Origin of the sequence: Roseateles sp. 22389 (assembly GCF_052044995.1) — a bacterium.
Lineage (GTDB): Bacteria > Pseudomonadota > Gammaproteobacteria > Burkholderiales > Burkholderiaceae_C > Roseateles.
This window is the reverse complement of the sequence record NZ_JBQEOF010000019.1, coordinates 42,169-56,663: the sequence shown is the minus strand read 5'-3', so window position 1 is coordinate 56,663 and position 14,495 is coordinate 42,169. Positions and strand designations below refer to the sequence as shown.

10 protein-coding genes are annotated in these 14,495 nt (G+C 73.5%); 1 reads left to right on the top strand and 9 read right to left on the bottom strand.

Annotation, left to right across the window (positions count from 1 at the left end; all coding sequences use genetic code 11):
- Positions 1 to 4 precede the first annotated feature (4 nt).
- On the top strand, positions 5 to 442 hold the full coding sequence (locus ACTJKJ_RS21710; protein ID WP_440821980.1) for a DUF4149 domain-containing protein: 438 nt from the start codon (positions 5 to 7) through the stop codon (positions 440 to 442).
- Positions 443 to 528: 86 nt separating this feature from the next.
- On the opposite strand, the gene yhbY is transcribed toward ACTJKJ_RS21710, so the two are convergent.
- From yhbY to ACTJKJ_RS21665, 9 genes are all read right to left on the bottom strand, one after another.
- A complete protein-coding gene (gene yhbY, locus ACTJKJ_RS21705; RefSeq protein WP_440821978.1) occupies positions 529 to 1,005 on the bottom strand; it encodes a ribosome assembly RNA-binding protein YhbY in 477 nt (158 codons plus the stop codon).
- 89 nt (positions 1,006 to 1,094) lie between these two features.
- Positions 1,095 to 5,897, bottom strand: coding sequence for a hypothetical protein (locus tag ACTJKJ_RS21700; protein ID WP_440821976.1), 4,803 nt, complete (start codon positions 5,895 to 5,897; stop codon positions 1,095 to 1,097).
- Between the two features lie 491 nt (positions 5,898 to 6,388).
- Positions 6,389 to 7,306 (bottom strand): carbohydrate kinase family protein, encoded by a 918-nt coding sequence (locus ACTJKJ_RS21695; RefSeq protein WP_440821974.1) that lies wholly within the window; start codon positions 7,304 to 7,306, stop codon positions 6,389 to 6,391.
- Positions 7,299 to 8,384, bottom strand: a complete 1,086-nt coding sequence (locus ACTJKJ_RS21690; protein ID WP_440821972.1) for an ADP-ribosylglycohydrolase family protein — start codon at positions 8,382 to 8,384, stop codon at positions 7,299 to 7,301. Before ACTJKJ_RS21690 ends, ACTJKJ_RS21695 begins: the two co-directional genes overlap by 8 nt.
- Positions 8,385 to 8,398: 14 nt before the next feature.
- Positions 8,399 to 9,382 carry an ABC transporter permease gene (locus ACTJKJ_RS21685; protein WP_440821970.1) on the bottom strand — a complete coding sequence of 328 codons (984 nt, stop codon included), beginning with the start codon at positions 9,380 to 9,382 and terminating at the stop codon, positions 8,399 to 8,401.
- Positions 9,379 to 10,680: an ABC transporter permease gene (locus ACTJKJ_RS21680; RefSeq protein ID WP_440821968.1), complete on the bottom strand. Its 1,302-nt coding sequence runs from the start codon at positions 10,678 to 10,680 to the stop codon at positions 9,379 to 9,381. The genes ACTJKJ_RS21685 and ACTJKJ_RS21680 overlap by 4 nt, the downstream gene beginning before the upstream one ends.
- Positions 10,677 to 12,431 (bottom strand): ABC transporter ATP-binding protein, encoded by a 1,755-nt coding sequence (locus ACTJKJ_RS21675; RefSeq protein WP_440821966.1) that lies wholly within the window; start codon positions 12,429 to 12,431, stop codon positions 10,677 to 10,679. Before ACTJKJ_RS21675 ends, ACTJKJ_RS21680 begins: the two co-directional genes overlap by 4 nt.
- Positions 12,432 to 12,511: 80 nt before the next feature.
- Positions 12,512 to 13,612: a BMP family lipoprotein gene (locus ACTJKJ_RS21670; RefSeq protein ID WP_440821964.1), complete on the bottom strand. Its 1,101-nt coding sequence runs from the start codon at positions 13,610 to 13,612 to the stop codon at positions 12,512 to 12,514.
- A 32-nt stretch (positions 13,613 to 13,644) separates the two neighbouring features.
- The gene (locus ACTJKJ_RS21665; protein ID WP_091733484.1) at positions 13,645 to 14,397 is read right to left on the bottom strand and encodes a GntR family transcriptional regulator; all 753 of its coding nucleotides are present in this window, start codon (positions 14,395 to 14,397) and stop codon (positions 13,645 to 13,647) included.
- Between the last annotated feature and the right edge of the window lie 98 nt (positions 14,398 to 14,495).

The following is a 14,495-nucleotide window of genomic DNA, read 5'->3' as shown; positions in this document are numbered from 1 at the left end:
GCCGATGCTGCTCCGGATCCGTGCGCTGCTGGCCGCCCTGTGGGCCGGCGAGCTGCTGGCGGTGGCGCTGCTGGCCGCGCCGAACGCGTTCGCGACGCTGGACCGCGCGATGGCCGGCAAGTACGTCGCGCGGCTGTTCGAGATGGATGCCCGCTTCGCGCTCGCCGTGGGCGTGCTGCTGATCCTGATGGAACGGCGCCTGCATCGGGACGGCGTGGTCGGCGGATCGGCGATGAATCCGGGCTTCTGGCTGCCGCTGCTGGCGATCGGTTTCACCGCCGCCGGTTATTACGCGCTGCAGCCGATGATGGACGCCGCGCGCCAGGGGCAGGGCAGCTGGACCTTCCTGCAGCTGCATGCGGTGTCGCTGGTGTTCTTCGGGTTGCGAACGATCGCCGTGCTTGCGCTGGCGTGGCGCGTGAGCGGACCCCAGCCCCGCTGATCGGAAGCGAAGAAAAGGAAAGACGGCCCGCGGGCCGTCTTTTCGTTGGTGCCGGACCTGGCCGCCCGCGCGAGGCGGCGTCGGCTTCAGCCCTGGCTGGACTTCTTGAGGCTGGTCTGACGCGGCTTCTTCGCGCGCTTGACCTCGCCGCCCTGGGTGACGCGCTGGTTGCCCAGCACGGTGACCTTCTTGATCTGCGGACGGTTGTTGCCGCTCTTCGAGAACTTCACGATCTTCACGACCTTGGGCGCGGAGCGGGCGTCCTCCTTGACGGCCCTTTCCTTCTCCGGCATCGGGCGCCACAGCACCAGCAGCTTGCCGATGTGCTGGATCGGGGCGGCGTCGAGCTGCTCGGCCAGCGTGGCCAGGATCTCCTCGCGGCCCTGGCGGTCGTCGGACATCACGCGGACCTTGATCAGGCCATGGGCCTTGAGCGCGGCGTCGACCTCCTTGGTGACGGCGGCCGTCAGGCCATCGGCGCCAATCATCACGACCGGGTCGAGATGGTGGGCGTCGGCGCGCTTTTCCTTGCGCTGGGCGGGGGTCAGTTGAATAGCAGGCATCCGCGCATTATCCGTGAGCGGACCGCTCCATGGCGCTGCGCATCGGGTTTCCGGCGAAAAGGCGGGCTTGCGACACGCCTGCGCCGGGCTCAGCGCGTTGACTCGACCGCCGCTGGCGGCACGCCGAACTGCTTCACCAGGGCTTCCTGCAAGGGCCGGTAGTCGGCGCGCGCGGCGTCCTTCATGGTGTCGAGGATGTCCTGGGCGCTGCGCTGCGCCGCCTTGTCGGGCCGCAGTCCCCCGGCGGTGTCCTCGGCGTAGTGGCCGGCCTCCGGATAGGCCTGCCGGACCAGCGCGTGCACCAGGCCGCCCAGCGTCGGGCCGTCGCCGGCCTCGTCCATCCGGACCATCTCCCGGCGCCCGCCGCGCACCTGCGGCGTGAAGACGCCATCGGGCGACACCACGATCACATGCGCCGGCTCGTGGCGCTTGTCCGACAGGTCGCTGAGCGCGGCTTCCCGCTTCAGGTCGATCTTGTCGTAGGTCATGTCGAAGGGGGTGTGCTCGGCCTGGCCGGCCGTGTCGAGCACCACCAGCTCGATCCGCTTGCGCAGCAGGCTGGTCATGAGCCAGCTGAAGGACGCGGCGTCCTGCGTCGACAGCGGGCTGGACAGCGCCTTCTCGCCGATGGCGTCAGCCACGGCGCCCGCCTGCTCCCGGATGGCCTGGCGCTGCGCGGCGGCCTCGCGGGCCGCGTCGGTGGCGGCATAACCGCCGGCCTCGCGGAAGTGGGCGTGATGGACGTTCTCCGTCGCCAGATCCAGCAGCCCCTCCGACACCAGCGGGTCCTTGCCCAGGATCAGCGCATGCGTCGCCTCCTTGATGGCCCGCATCGACTGGTCGCCGCTGTAGGGATGGAGCCAGCGCGCGCGTTCGGGCGGGCCCTGGTCGCCGGCGCGGTCCATGTCCTCCAGGCCGCGGCCGAGGAAGTAGCTCTTGTTGTTGGACCATTCGAGCACCTGCCGGCCCGCGTCCTTCACGGCGTCCAGGCGCCGGAAGCGGTCCTCGCCGAGGTCGAAGACCCAGGCGTCCGGCGCCGGCTGACGCGTGGCCTTGAGCAGATGGCCCGAGCGCGGCTCCATCGCCTCCTCGCCTTCGCGCAGGTCCACCGACGGCTGCGCCTTCTTCGCCAGGAAGCGCTGCTCCAGCTCGTAGGTGTTGACCTGCTCGAAATAGACCACCTGGCCCAGGTCCTGCACGTTCTTCCCCGGGGCGTCCACGCCTGGACCCTTGCCGGCGTCGGCGTCGATCTTGCGCACCCGCATCAGCACGCCGGGCACGGCCACCACCTCGCCCTGGGCCAGGTCGCTCACCTTCGCGAAATTCACACCGCTGAGCAGCTTGGCGTGGATGCGCAGGCTGCGGTCGCGCGTCGCCCCGGCATTGATGCCGGCGCCGAAGTAGGCCGCCATGCGGCTGGAGGTGGTGGCCGAGTACATCTCGGTGAGCGCGACCACCTCGCCCTCGGTGACGGTCTTGTTGGGCGACTGCCCGGCCTCCACCGGCTGACCGAAGCGGGTCTGGCCGCCGGGCGCGATGTAGGACGCCTCGGTCACCGCGGCGCGGTCCAGGTTGGCGGGGAACTTCGGCGCGTAGCGCGCCGCCAGGTTGACGTCCAGGATGGCGCTGGGATCGACCAGGCCCTCGCCGCCGTCCGGCTTGTGGGCCGAGGCGGTGAGCACCATGTGCGGCACGCTGATCGCGCTCTTGGGGCGGATCGGCTGGTACTGCAGCTGGCCGACGTAGTCGAAGCGCAGCGGCAGGTGGAACATGCCGGACTCGACGGTGTAGAGGAAGGCCGAGTTCGTGGCCCGCTTCTGCAGCAGCTCGGACACCGGCGGCAGTCCGGTGTCGGTGCGCGGCGTGTGGATGCCGGGCGCGTCGGCCATCAGCTGGGTGGTGGGCCACGCCGCCGCCTGGCCGCGCCGCGTCCAGGTGGTCACGTTGCGCGGCACCTCCGCTGAATCGAGCAGCAGCCCCGGGCGCGCGTCGACCGGCCGGCCGCGGTTGCTGTAGTCGTTGACGATCTCGTGGAACTGGCTGGTCTGTGGCTGGCTGCCGCGCGAGGACCACTGCTCGCGCGCGGCGCGGCTCTGCCGCTCGAAGGTCTCGCGGTCCTTGGCATCCAGCAGCGCGACGTCGTAGCGCAGCGCCTCGGGGCGGTCCTGCGCCTCGTCGGCCGCCGGCCCGCCATCCGCCGCCTCGATGAGCGCGTCCAGCTTCTCCTGCAGGCGCAGGTCCATCTCCTTCTCGCGCTCGGGATGCAGCGGCTGCGAGGCATGCTGGATCGAGTCGTGGACCGCCGCCAGCTCGGCGCCGATCTCGCTGAAGCGGCCGGCCTCGTGCTCCAGCGGGAAGCGGCTCAGGTACTGCCGCACGCCCTCCATGCCCTCGCGCACGTTCAGCAGCATCATCATCGCCGTCTGGTTCTCCTCGAGCTTGCGCCCGGTCAGTCCGGTGGCGGCGTTGGAGACGTCGGTGATGGCGCGGTCGATGATGGAGATCGGGTCGCCCATCCCGCGGGTCTCGCGGCTCATCTGGTGGTCGTAGGCGCTGGCGTTGTCGCCCACGAAGCCGGCGCTGTTGAGCATCGTGGTCAGCATGGGCTCGTACATCGTGTCGAGCCGGCCGATGGCGCGCGCGGTCAGGGTGGCGCCGACGGTGCGCGCCGACGGATGGCCGTCGCCACCCGGCAGCGTGAACGCGTTGGAGACCCCGCGCGCGACGTTGTAGATCGTGTTGTAGAGCAGGGTCAGCGACAGGTGGGCGGCGGCGTGGTTCGCGGGATCGCCGGCGCGCGACTTCATCCATTCGACGCCGCCCTTGGCGACCGAGGCGGAGGCCAGCGCCATCACGTCGACCGCGTTGCCGCGGTGCAGCCCGAAGGCCTGCTGCAGCTTCATGTTGAGGGACAGGCGCAGCATCTCCTCGGCGCTGGGCAGCATGGCGCGGATCGCGAACCGGCCCATCCGGCCCTCGGGCCACTGGAAGTGCGCCGGCATCATCTTGCCGAACTGCGCCATCGCGAAGGTGGTGGCCTCCTGCGCCGCCACCATGCAGCCCACCGCCTTGGCCAGGCCGTCGAAGCCGATGTTGCCGCCGCCCTGGCTGCTCAGCCCGGCGACGCCGATGCCGGCGGCCGCCACGCGGCCCAGCATGTTGAATCCGTAGACCACGCCGGTCTTGGCGGCCACCTTGACGGCGGTGTTGATCGTGTAATCCAACAGGCGCTGGTTGCCGAGGCCGACGGCGGGCTGCGAGGTCCCCAGCCGGATCGCGGCGCGCGCGGTGCGCGTGATGACCGAGAGGGGTAGGGGCCCGGCGCCCTTGATCAGCGGTCCGGCGGGCAGCGCCTCGCCGGTGGAGAGCACCAGCGCCGGCTCGGGCGTGCCGGACTTGCTGGCGCGCAGGCCGTTGTACTGACCCTCGTAGGAGTACAGGTCGATGTCGGCCGCGGCGCCATGGCCGGCCTGCATCATCCCGGCGCTGTCGCCGTGGCCGGCGCTCGGCGTCGGGTTGACCAAGCGCAACCGGGCGCCCTGGGTGCTGGCCGTCAGCTCGTGCACCGCCTGGTCGTCGGTGGTGAAGCGGATGACGACGGGCTTGGCGCTCGCCCCCTCCGCGCGGGCCTGGCCGAGCTGCTCGCGCAGCGTGTCCATCAGCGCCTCGAAGGCGCGCGCGCCCTTGGCGGACTTCACGCCGGTCAGCTCGGCCGGGCCGACCACCTCCCATTGCTTGACGCCCCGGATCTTGGCCAGCACCGGCCCGCCCACGTTCACCGCGGAGGGCGGATGTTCCAGGTCCCCGGCGGTCTGCGCGCGCAGGGCGGGCGGCCGGTCGGACGGCGGGGTGGGGCGGCCCTGGAACTCCTCGTAGCCTTCCATCGCGGTGATGAGGAACAGGCGCTCCGACTTGTAGAAATGCGGGGTGAGCGCGGTCAGGCCATTCGCGAGCGTCGGGCCGAAGCCGGGCAGCGTCGCGGTCTCGGGACTGGACCACCACTGCGCTTCCTTGGGCATCGCGCTCGGGTTGGGCGGCATCTGCATGATCGGGTCGTCGGACTCGGCCAGCGAGCGCCGCGCGTGCAGCTCGGAGTCCATCGACAGCTGCTTGATCGAGGAGCGCAGCGAGGTCTCCATGTCGCCGCGGGGCAGCGAGGGGCGGTCCGCGCGGGGCGGGCCGGCCTCCAGGTCGGGCTCGGCGCCGCCGTGCGGCGGCCGGTGGGCGAGCATGCCCGAGCCTTCGAGCGCCTCCAGGTCGGCCAGCTTGATCAGCCGGTCGCCATAGCCCTTGACGAAGAAGCGCGGTTCGGCCTCGCCGGGCAGCGTCTGGCTGATGACCGGCAGGCGCTCGGCCACCGTCATGCCGTGCGGGCCGTGGGCGGTGAGCTTCAGCACGTGGCTGTGGTCGTTGAGGTCGGCCAGCTGCGCGCCCGCCGACGCGGAAGGCACCAGCGCCGCCTCGAAGCGGCCGAGGAAGCGGGTCATGTCCTCGCGGGTGGCGCCGTAGTCGGTCTTGAGCTGGGCCAGCCGCGCCGGATCGGCCGGGGTCGTGGCGAGCACGCCCTCGAGCGCGGTGACGGGGTCGGTGCGCTGGACGGGCCGGGCCTGGGCCACGGCGGCGGTGGATGACGTCGCGGGCGCTGGTGTCGTGGGGGGCGGGTTTTGCGTCAGCAACTGCGCCAGCGTGGTCACGTCGGCGCGGGGCGGCGGTTGCATGGACTGCGACGACGCCCGCGGGTTCGGCTCCAGCGCCTGGCCGCCCGAGCCGGTGGGCATCGAACCGGCGGTGTCGGGGCGGGGCGGGGCGCCCGTGGTGGAGCCCGGCGGGGGCGTGAGTTCGACGGCGGAGGACGAAGAGGTTGTCGGACCGACGGGCGTCAGCGTGACCATGGCGGGGCGCTCCAGGATGCGATGCGCGAGGACTCGCGCGCTGGAATGCAGGCTAGGTCAAGGCCGCGTCGGGTCGGCGACGGATGCGCAGCGCGGAGCGGGGAGGCGAAGTGGCGCTCGGATGGGCAGCGTCGGCGCGCTTGCGGGAGAGCTGCGCGGTGGCGCGAGCCCCCTCACCCCTCCCTCTCCCCCGAAGGGGGCGAGGGGCGACTGCGCCGCGTGGCGCTTTGAACTCCCTTTCCCGCTGGCGGGAGGGCGGAGGAACTACCTCTCACGCTGGTGGGAGACCAGCGCGGTGGCACGAGCCCCCTCACCCCTCCCTCTCCCCCGAAGGGGGCGAGGGGGTGACTGCGCCGCGCGGCGCTTCGAACTCCCTCTCACGCTTGCGGGAGGGCAGAGGACTCCCTCTCCCGCTTGCGGGAGAGGGCAGGGGTGAGGGTCTTGCCCCCTCTCCCGCTTGCGGGAGAGGGTTGGGGTGAGGGTCTTGTGAGTCACCCGAGCCGCGCGTCGACCGCCGCCCGCGAGGGCAGGCCGGCGCGGGCGCCGACCTCCGCGATCACGAAGCTGCTGACCGCGCACGCGAAGCGCAGGCTGGCCGCCAGCGACTGGCCCTCGAGCCGGGCGAGCACGAAGGCGGCATTGAAGGCGTCGCCGGCGCCGGTGGTATCGCGCACCGGCACGTCGAACGCGGCCTGCCGCACCACGCCGTCGCGGTCGGCCGCCATCGCGCCCTGAGCGCCCAGCGTGACGACGACGCAGGACGGCCCCTGGTCGAGCAGGCGGCGGAGCCCGTCGGCCGAGGGCGCCTCGCCGGTGCCGGCCCGGAAGCCGGCCTCGTTGAAGAACACCAGGTCGGCCAGCGGCAACTGCTGCGCCAGCGCCCGCGCGTCGCCGACCACCGAGGGTTCGAGGTCGAGCGCCACCCGCGTGCCGGTGCGCCGCGCCAATTGGCTGATGCGCGTCAGCTCCGCCAGGTCGCGCGGCATGGCGTAGAGCACGCGCGACTGCAGCAGCGCGTCGTGCAGGCGCTGCACGGGGAAGGGCGGCGGCGCGGCGGCCATCGGCGCGACCACCAGGCCGCGGTCGCCGCCCGGCGGCAGCAGGGAGAGGGCCAGGCCCGACGCCACGCCGGCCACGACCTGCAGGTGTTCCACATCCACGCCGTCGTCGCGCAGCGAGCGCCGCAGCTGCTCGCCGAACAGGTCGGCGCCGATGCGGCCGAACACGGCCGCGCGGCCGCCCAGCCGCGACAGCGCACAGGCCGCGTTGGCCGTGGTGCCGCCCGCCGAATGGCCCGCCGCGCGCGCCATCACCTTGCCGCCCGCCTCGGGCCACTGGTCGACGTCCAGGCTCAGGTCCATGCAGGGATCGCCAAAGGCCAGCAGGTCCCAGCGACGGCGCTCAGCCATGGCCGCGCTCCTGCCAGTGGCGCCAGGCCAGCCCGCCCAGCCCGGCCGCGATCGCGTCCAGGTCGAAGTCGGCGCGGTTGGCGGTCTCGAACTCGGCGCGCATCGCCGCCGGCACGCCGGCCAGTCCGCGCCAGGCGCCGGCGATCGCGCCGGCCATGGTCGCGATGGAATCGGTGTCGTTGCCGATCGAGGCGCCGAGGGCGATGGTCCGCATCGGATCGCCGCCGGTGTAGGCCACGATGCCCACGGCCGCGGGCACGGACTCCGCCGCCAGCACCGAGTTGCCCACCAGCCCTTCCATCCGCGACATGAAGCTGCGGTCGTCCGGCGCCTGGGCGGCGATCGCCAGCGCCGCCTCCAGCCGCGCCAGGTAACGGGGGCCGGCGACGTCGCGGGCGCGTTCGCGCGCAATCGCCTCGCCGCGGGTCGCGCCTTCCACCGCGGCGGCCAGCACCTCGCCCAGCGCGTCGGGCGACGGCGGCGTGACCAGCGCGCGCGAGACGGCGGCGGCGATCGAGCACGCCGCCGAGATCGCGACGCCGGTGTCGTGCGAGGGCATGCAGGTGACGAAGGCCTGCTCGCAGGCGGCGGCCAGGTCGCCGGGGTGGATCAGGCCGGCCGGCGCGACCCGCATCGCCGCGCCGTTGGTCGTGCCCATGCCGGTGAGCTTGCGGCGCGACTGTCCGATCACGCCGACGCTGGCCAGGTCCGTGCCCTCCTGCAGCGCCTTGACGATGCCCGCGGTGCTGGGGCCCATGAAGCCGGCCTTCGGGCTGGTGCGCACCCAGTCCAGCAGGCATTCGACCCAGCCGGCCTGGTCCAGCCGGCCCTCGGCGGCCACCAGCGCGCGGGCCAGGTAGTACATCTGGCTCGCGTCGTCGGTGACCTCGGCCCGCAGGCCGCCATTCACGCCGGCGAAGGTGTCGGGCGTGGGGGTCTCGAAACGCGTGACCAGTCCGCCGAAGTGGGCCGCGATCTCGTCGATGCTCCATTGCTCGGTCGGCGCGCCGAGCGCGTCGCCCATGCCGGCCAGCGTCAGCGACGCCTGGATGCGCTCGCGCAGTTGCTCTTGGTTCATCCTGGGAAGGTCCTTCAAGGTCTCTGGGAAATTTCGGGCGTGGCGGGCCTGGGCCGCCGCGCGCGGCGCGCGCCGGCCACGGCCATGGCGAGCAGGGTGACGATGGGCGGCAGCATCTGCGGCAGCTGGGGCCGCCAGGCCAGCGCGCCGAGCTGGGTGGCCAGCACCGCGCTGGCGCCGAACAGCAGCGCCGCCGCGGTGGTCCCCGCCAGCGCGCGGGCGCCGAGGAAGACGGCCGCCAGCGCCAGGAAGCCGCGACCGGCGCTCATGTCCGCCTGGAACAGGGTCACGTAGCCCATGCTGAGGTAGACGCCGCCCAGCCCGGCCAGCGCGCCGCTGGCCAGCAGCGCCAGGTACTGCATGCGCTTGACCGGAATGCCGGCGGCGAGCGCGGCGGCCGGGTTCTCGCCGGTGGCCCGCAGCCAGCGGCCCCAGGGGGTGCGCTGCAGCAGCAGCCACACCGCCGCCACCGCCAGCGGCGCCAGCAGCAGCGGCAGGGGATGGCCGCGGCCGCCTTCGCCGTTGACCAGCAGGTCCAGCGCCGGCCAGCCCGCCAGGCCGGGCACCCGCAGCGCGGGCAGCGCGGGGCTGACGAGCGTGGCGGTGGAGCCCTTGTCGCCGACCCAGCTGGCCATCAGGAACACGGTCAGCCCGGCGGCCAGCAGGTTCATGGCGATGCCGGCGACGATCAGGTCGGCGCCGAACTCGAGATGGAAGACCGCCAGCAACAGCGCGAGCGCGAGCGCCGCCAGCAGCGCGGCGCCGCCGCCGATCAGCGCATGGGCCCACACCGGCAGCGCCGGCCAGAGCTCGGCGGCCTGCACCGCACCCATGACGCCGAAAAACGCGGCGACCAGCATCAGGCCCTCCAGCGCCACGTTGACGCAGCCGGCCAGGTCCGACACCAGCGCGCCGAGCGCCGCGAAGAGGATGGGCGTGGTGGCGCGCAGCAGCGCGACGACCAGCCCGGCGGCGACGAGGGTCCAGGTGTCGGTCATGTGGCGGCTCCCGGGGCGGGCAGGGCGCGGCCGACGTCGTCGTTTCCGACGGCGCTGTTGGCACCAACGACGCCAGCGACACCAGCGGCGCCAGGAGCACGAGCTGCACCGGCGCCACCATCGGCCTCTTCGGCGGCGAGGCGCTCCGGCCGGCGCTCGCCACGCCGCGCGCGCCAGCGCGCGAGGCCCTCGGCCAGCCGCGGCCACAGGCGCTCGGAGACGACGAACAGGATGATCAGCGCCTGGATCACCAGCACCATCTCGCGCGGGACGTCGGTGCCGCGCTCCATCGCCTGCCCGCCGGCCCGCAGGTAGGCGTAGAGCAGCGCCGCCATCGGGATCGCGCGCGGCTGGTTGCGCGCCAGCAGCGCCACCACCAGGCCCTCGTAACCGAGGCCGGCGGGCAGGTCCACCGGCAGCCGCCCGAGCAGCGCATGGCTGACATGCAGCCCCGCCAGTCCCGCGAACAGCCCGCCCAGCGCGGTCGAGAGCATCACCGTGCGCGCCACCGGCAGCCCCATGCGCCGCGCGAAGTCCGGCGCCTGGCCGACGGCGCGCAGCGCATAACCGGCACTGGTCCGGTCCAGCATCGCCTGCGCGGCCCAGGCCAGCAGCGGCACCGCGATCAGCATCGCGCTCACATGCGTGCCGGGGATCAGCGCGCCCAGCGATGCGGCCGGCGGCAGCAGCGGCGTGGCGATGAAACCCGCGCCGGGATCGCTCATCCACTCGCTGAGGATCAGCCGGAACAGCTGCACCGCGACCAAGTTGAGCATCAGCGAGGTGACGATTTCGCTGGCGCCATGGCGCACCCGCATCCATCCGGGCAGCAGCCCCCAGGCGCCGCCCACGAGCATCGCCGCCAGCAGCGAGGCCGGCAGCACGACCACCGCGGGCCAGGCGGCCAGCGCCAGGCTGGTGGCCACGGCGGCCAGCGCGCCGAGGAACATCTGCCCGTCCGCGCCGAGCGTGAACTGCCGGGCGCGGAAGGGCAGCGCGATCGCCAGGCCCAGCAGCGCCAGCGTGATGGCGTCCTCGATCGCGGCGCCGAAGAGCACCACGCGCCGCAGCTCCCAGCCGTGCGCGCCGAAGTGGAACTCCGGCAGCGGGCCGGTGAGCAGCGCCAGCCAGGCGCGCAGCGGTTCGTCGCTGACCAGCGCGGTCAGTGCGAAGCCGACCAGCAGCGCCGCGGCCAGCGACAGCGGCAGCGTGCCGATGCCGGCACCGGCGCGCCGGAGCAGGGAGCTGAGGCCGGCGCGGCGCGAGGCCCGGGGCGCGGGAGGGGCGGCGGACGTCACGGCTGGCGTTCCTCGTCGGGGGCGAAGGGCGTGAAGGGGGCGGCGGGCGCGGAGGGCGCCGAGCGTGCGGAAGGCGTGACGGATGCGGAGGGCGCAGAGGGTACGAAGGGCTCGGCGGGCGTGAAGGGCGCGTCCAGGTCGGCGCGGGCGGCCGCGTCGTGGCACACGCCGGTCATGTAGAGGCCGAGCCGCCGTGCGTCGACCTCGGCGGCCGCGAAATGCCCGACCAGGCGGCCGTGCGACATCACCGCGATGCGATCGGACAGCGCCAGCAGTTCGTCCAGGTCGGCCGAGATCAGCAGCACGGCCGCGCCGCTGTCCCGCAGCGCGCCCAGGCGCTCGTGCAGCGACTCGCAGGCGCCGATGTCGACGCCGCGCGTCGGCTGGCTCGCGACGAGCAGGCGCGGGGCCAGGGCGATCTCGCGGGCCAGCACGACCTTCTGCATGTTGCCGCCCGACAGCGAGCGGATCGGGACCTCGGGCGACGCGGCCACGACGCCGAAGTCGCGCAGCAGGCGGGCGGTTTCGCGCGCCGCCCCTCCCAGATCCATCGCGCCGAACCAGCCGGGCATGCCGCGCCGGACCACGGGTGGCCCGGCATGCCGGTTGGCGATCGCGTTCTCGGTGATGCTCATGTCCGGCGCGACGCCGTCGTGCAGCCGGTCTTCCGGCAGCGCCGCGACGCCCGCCGCCCGCGCCGCGCGGATGCCGGCGTCGCCCTGGCCGCGCAGCGGGACGCCGTCGACCGAGACCTGCCCGCGCTCCGCGCGCACCAGGCCGGCCAGCACGTCGGCGAGCAGTCCCTGCCCGTTGCCTTCCACGCCGGCGATGCCGAGGATCTCGCCGCCGGCGATCTCCAGCGTCAGGTCTTCCAAGGTCTGGCGGCCGCCGGCGTCCGTGGCCGCGACCGCGCACATGCTGAGCACCGGCGTGCGGCGCTCCTGCGCCGGCGACGGCCGCGACCGCCGCGGCGCGACGGCGCGTCCCACCACCATCGCGGCGATCTCCGCCTCGCCGACGTCCCGCGTCGCGGCGCTGCCGGCCACGCGGCCGCCGCGCAGCACGGTGAAGCGGTCCGAGACCTCGCGGATCTCCGCGATCCGGTGCGTGATCAGGATCACCGCCAGGCCGTCGTCGGCGTAGCGCCGCAGCGCGGCCATCAAGGCCGCGGCCTGCTGGGGCGCCAGCACCGCCGTCGGCTCGTCCAGCATCAGGATGCGGGCACCCTGGTGCAACGCCTTGAGCAGCCCCACCGCCTGCTGCTCGCCCAGCGAGAGCCGCGACACCTGCGTGCGCGGATCCAGCGGCAGGCCGAAGCGGCGCGCCGTCTCGGCGACCCGCTCGATCGCGACGCGGGTGTCGAGCAGCGGACCGCGGCGCGGCTCCTGGCCGAGCACGACGTTCTCGGCGACGGTGAAGGAGGGCACCAGCGTCACATGCTGCGGCACCAGGCCCATGCCGGCGGCGATCGCCTCGCGCGGCGTGCGCCAGCGCACCGGCTCGCCGTCCAGGCGGATCTCCCCGGCGCTGGGCTGCTCCAGCCCGTAGAGCATCTTCATGACGGTGGACTTGCCGGCGCCGTTCTCGCCGACGATCGCATGCACCTCGCCCGGCGCGATGGACAGGCTGACCTGGTCCACCGCCAGCGTGCCGGTCGGGTAGCGCTTGGAGACGCCGTGCAGCGACAGCCGTCCGGGCGGGGCGGCGCCGATCGGCGCGCTGCCGGGCGGGGTGCCAGAAGAGGCGCTCATCGCGGTGTTCATCGCGGCGCTCGTTGTGGGGCTCGTTGCGGCACTCGCTGCGATGTTCAACGGCGTGTTCATCGCGGCGCTCATCCGGGCGTCCTCGCCGAGAACGCGCTCGGCACGCGGCGCTGGCCGGCGACGATCTCCGCGCGCACCTGCTCGAGTTCCTGCCAGAGCGCGGGCGGCCACTGCGCCAGCAGGCCGGCGCGGGGCGCGAGGCTCACGCCGCGCTCCGCCAGGCCCAGCGACACGACGCCGCCCGGTGCCGCGGGCTCCCGCAAGGACGCGCGCAGTGCCTCCAGCACCGCGACGTCGACGTTCTTGACCACCGAGGTGAGGATGCGCGCCGCCAGCGCCGGCTGGCGCGGGCGGTAGAGGGCGTACTGGTCCACGTCCACGCCGATGGCGTAGCGGCCGGTCTCCAGCGCGGCCTCGTTGACGCCCTGGCCGCTGGCGCCCGCCACATGGAACACGATGCCGGCGCCGCGGCCGAACAGCGTCTTGGCGATCTCCTTGCCCAGCGCCGGATCGGAGAAGGAGTTGGCGTACTGGGTCGCCACCGGCAGGTCCGGATCCGCGGCCTTGGCGCCGGCGCGAAAGCCCACGATGAAGTCGTCGACGACGGGGAACTGCATGCCGCCCATCACCCCCAGGCCGCCGCCGGGCGCGACGCCCGGCAGGCCGGCCCGGTCGAGCCGCGCCGCCAGCCAACCGGCCAGATAGGCGCCCTCGTTCTGGCGGAACAGCAGCGAGCGCACGTTGCGGCAGGCGCAGCGGCCGGCGTCCACGGCGGCGTCGTAGAGCACGAAGCGACGTTCCGGATAAGCCCGCGCCAACTGCTCGACATAAGGCGCCATCGTGTAGGTGCCGGTGACGATCAGGTCGTAGTCGCCGCTGTCGGCCAGCGCGGTCAGGGCCGGCAGCCAGCGCGTCGGGTCGGTGCCGCCCTCCACGATCTTGACGGTGACCGGCAACTGCCGCGCCGCCTCGCGCATGCCCTTGGCCGCGCCGTCGAAGAAGGACTTGTCGCCCAGCGTGCCGTTGATGAAGAGCACGGCGCGCACCGCATGGCCGGCCTGGGCGCGCGGCAGCAGCCGCTCGCCCGCGGCCTTCAGGCCGTAGAGCACGGCCACGGCCGCCAGCAGCCACAGGAGCTGACGCAGGAGGAAGCGGAGGGCGGGGCGCATCGACGGCGGTGCCGGGAGGGGGCGGCCGGCGCTCAGGCGAGCCGGCTGGACTGCGTGATCCGCGCGCTGTACCGGTAGCTGGACACGTATTTCATGAGGCAGTACTCGATCGGCTCGCGCCGCTCGGAAAGCGTGATGCGCTCGCAGACCAGCAGCGGCGCGCCTTCCGGCACGCCGAGCAGTCGCGCTTCCTCCGCGTCGGCGCTGGCGGCGAACAGGTTCTCCACTGCTTCCACCGGCGCGAAGCCGGCGCGTTCCATCAGCAGCTGGTACAGCGAGCGGGCGCGTTCCACCTCCTGCAGCTCGAGCTTCACGCCCGGCGGCAGCGGGAAGTAGGCGTCGTGCAGGCCGACCGGCACGCCGTTGGTCAGGCGCACGCGCCGCACGCGGGTGAGCGGGTGGCCGGACTCGAGCTGCAGCAGTTGGGCGATGGCCATGGTGGCCGGGCTGAACTCGAGGTTGAGGATGCGCTGGCTGGGCAGGCCGCCGCGCTGGCGCGTGTCCTCGGAGAACCCGTCGATGTAGCGCGACATGCGGCGCACCAGCGCCGGCGCGACGAAGGTGCCGCGGCCGTGGTCGCTGTAGACCAGCCCGTGGTCCTCCAGCAGCCGCACCGCCTTGCGGATGGTGTCGCGGCTGACCTGGTGCTGCTCGGTGAGCTCGCGCTCGGAGGGCAGGGCCTCGTTGTCGGCGAGGCGGCCGTCGTCGATGGCGGCGCGCAGCGCGTCGGCGACCTGGCGGTAGCGGGGAGGGGGCGCGGAGGCCTCGGCGGGTCGTTTGCTCATGTCCGTCAATGCTCTCATGGTACGTACCAGATGGTCAACAGGGGTTGGTACCAGGGCGCATCGCATGGCGGTTTTACGAGGCTGTGACAGCTGTTGCT

Bases quoted from the DNA above. Each gene is read 5' to 3' on its own strand.
- ACTJKJ_RS21710 (WP_440821980.1), top strand. From the start codon at position 5: ATGCTGCTCCGGATCCGTGCGCTGCTGGCCGCCCTGTGGGCCGGCGAG.
- yhbY (WP_440821978.1), bottom strand. From the start codon at position 1,005: ATGCCTGCTATTCAACTGACCCCCGCCCAGCGCAAGGAAAAGCGCGCC.
- ACTJKJ_RS21700 (WP_440821976.1), bottom strand. From the start codon at position 5,897: ATGGTCACGCTGACGCCCGTCGGTCCGACAACCTCTTCGTCCTCCGCC.
- ACTJKJ_RS21695 (WP_440821974.1), bottom strand. From the start codon at position 7,306: ATGGCTGAGCGCCGTCGCTGGGACCTGCTGGCCTTTGGCGATCCCTGC.
- ACTJKJ_RS21690 (WP_440821972.1), bottom strand. From the start codon at position 8,384: ATGAACCAAGAGCAACTGCGCGAGCGCATCCAGGCGTCGCTGACGCTG.
- ACTJKJ_RS21685 (WP_440821970.1), bottom strand. From the start codon at position 9,382: ATGACCGACACCTGGACCCTCGTCGCCGCCGGGCTGGTCGTCGCGCTG.
- ACTJKJ_RS21675 (WP_440821966.1), bottom strand. From the start codon at position 12,431: ATGAGCGCCTCTTCTGGCACCCCGCCCGGCAGCGCGCCGATCGGCGCC.
- ACTJKJ_RS21670 (WP_440821964.1), bottom strand. From the start codon at position 13,612: ATGCGCCCCGCCCTCCGCTTCCTCCTGCGTCAGCTCCTGTGGCTGCTG.
- ACTJKJ_RS21665 (WP_091733484.1), bottom strand. From the start codon at position 14,397: ATGAGCAAACGACCCGCCGAGGCCTCCGCGCCCCCTCCCCGCTACCGC.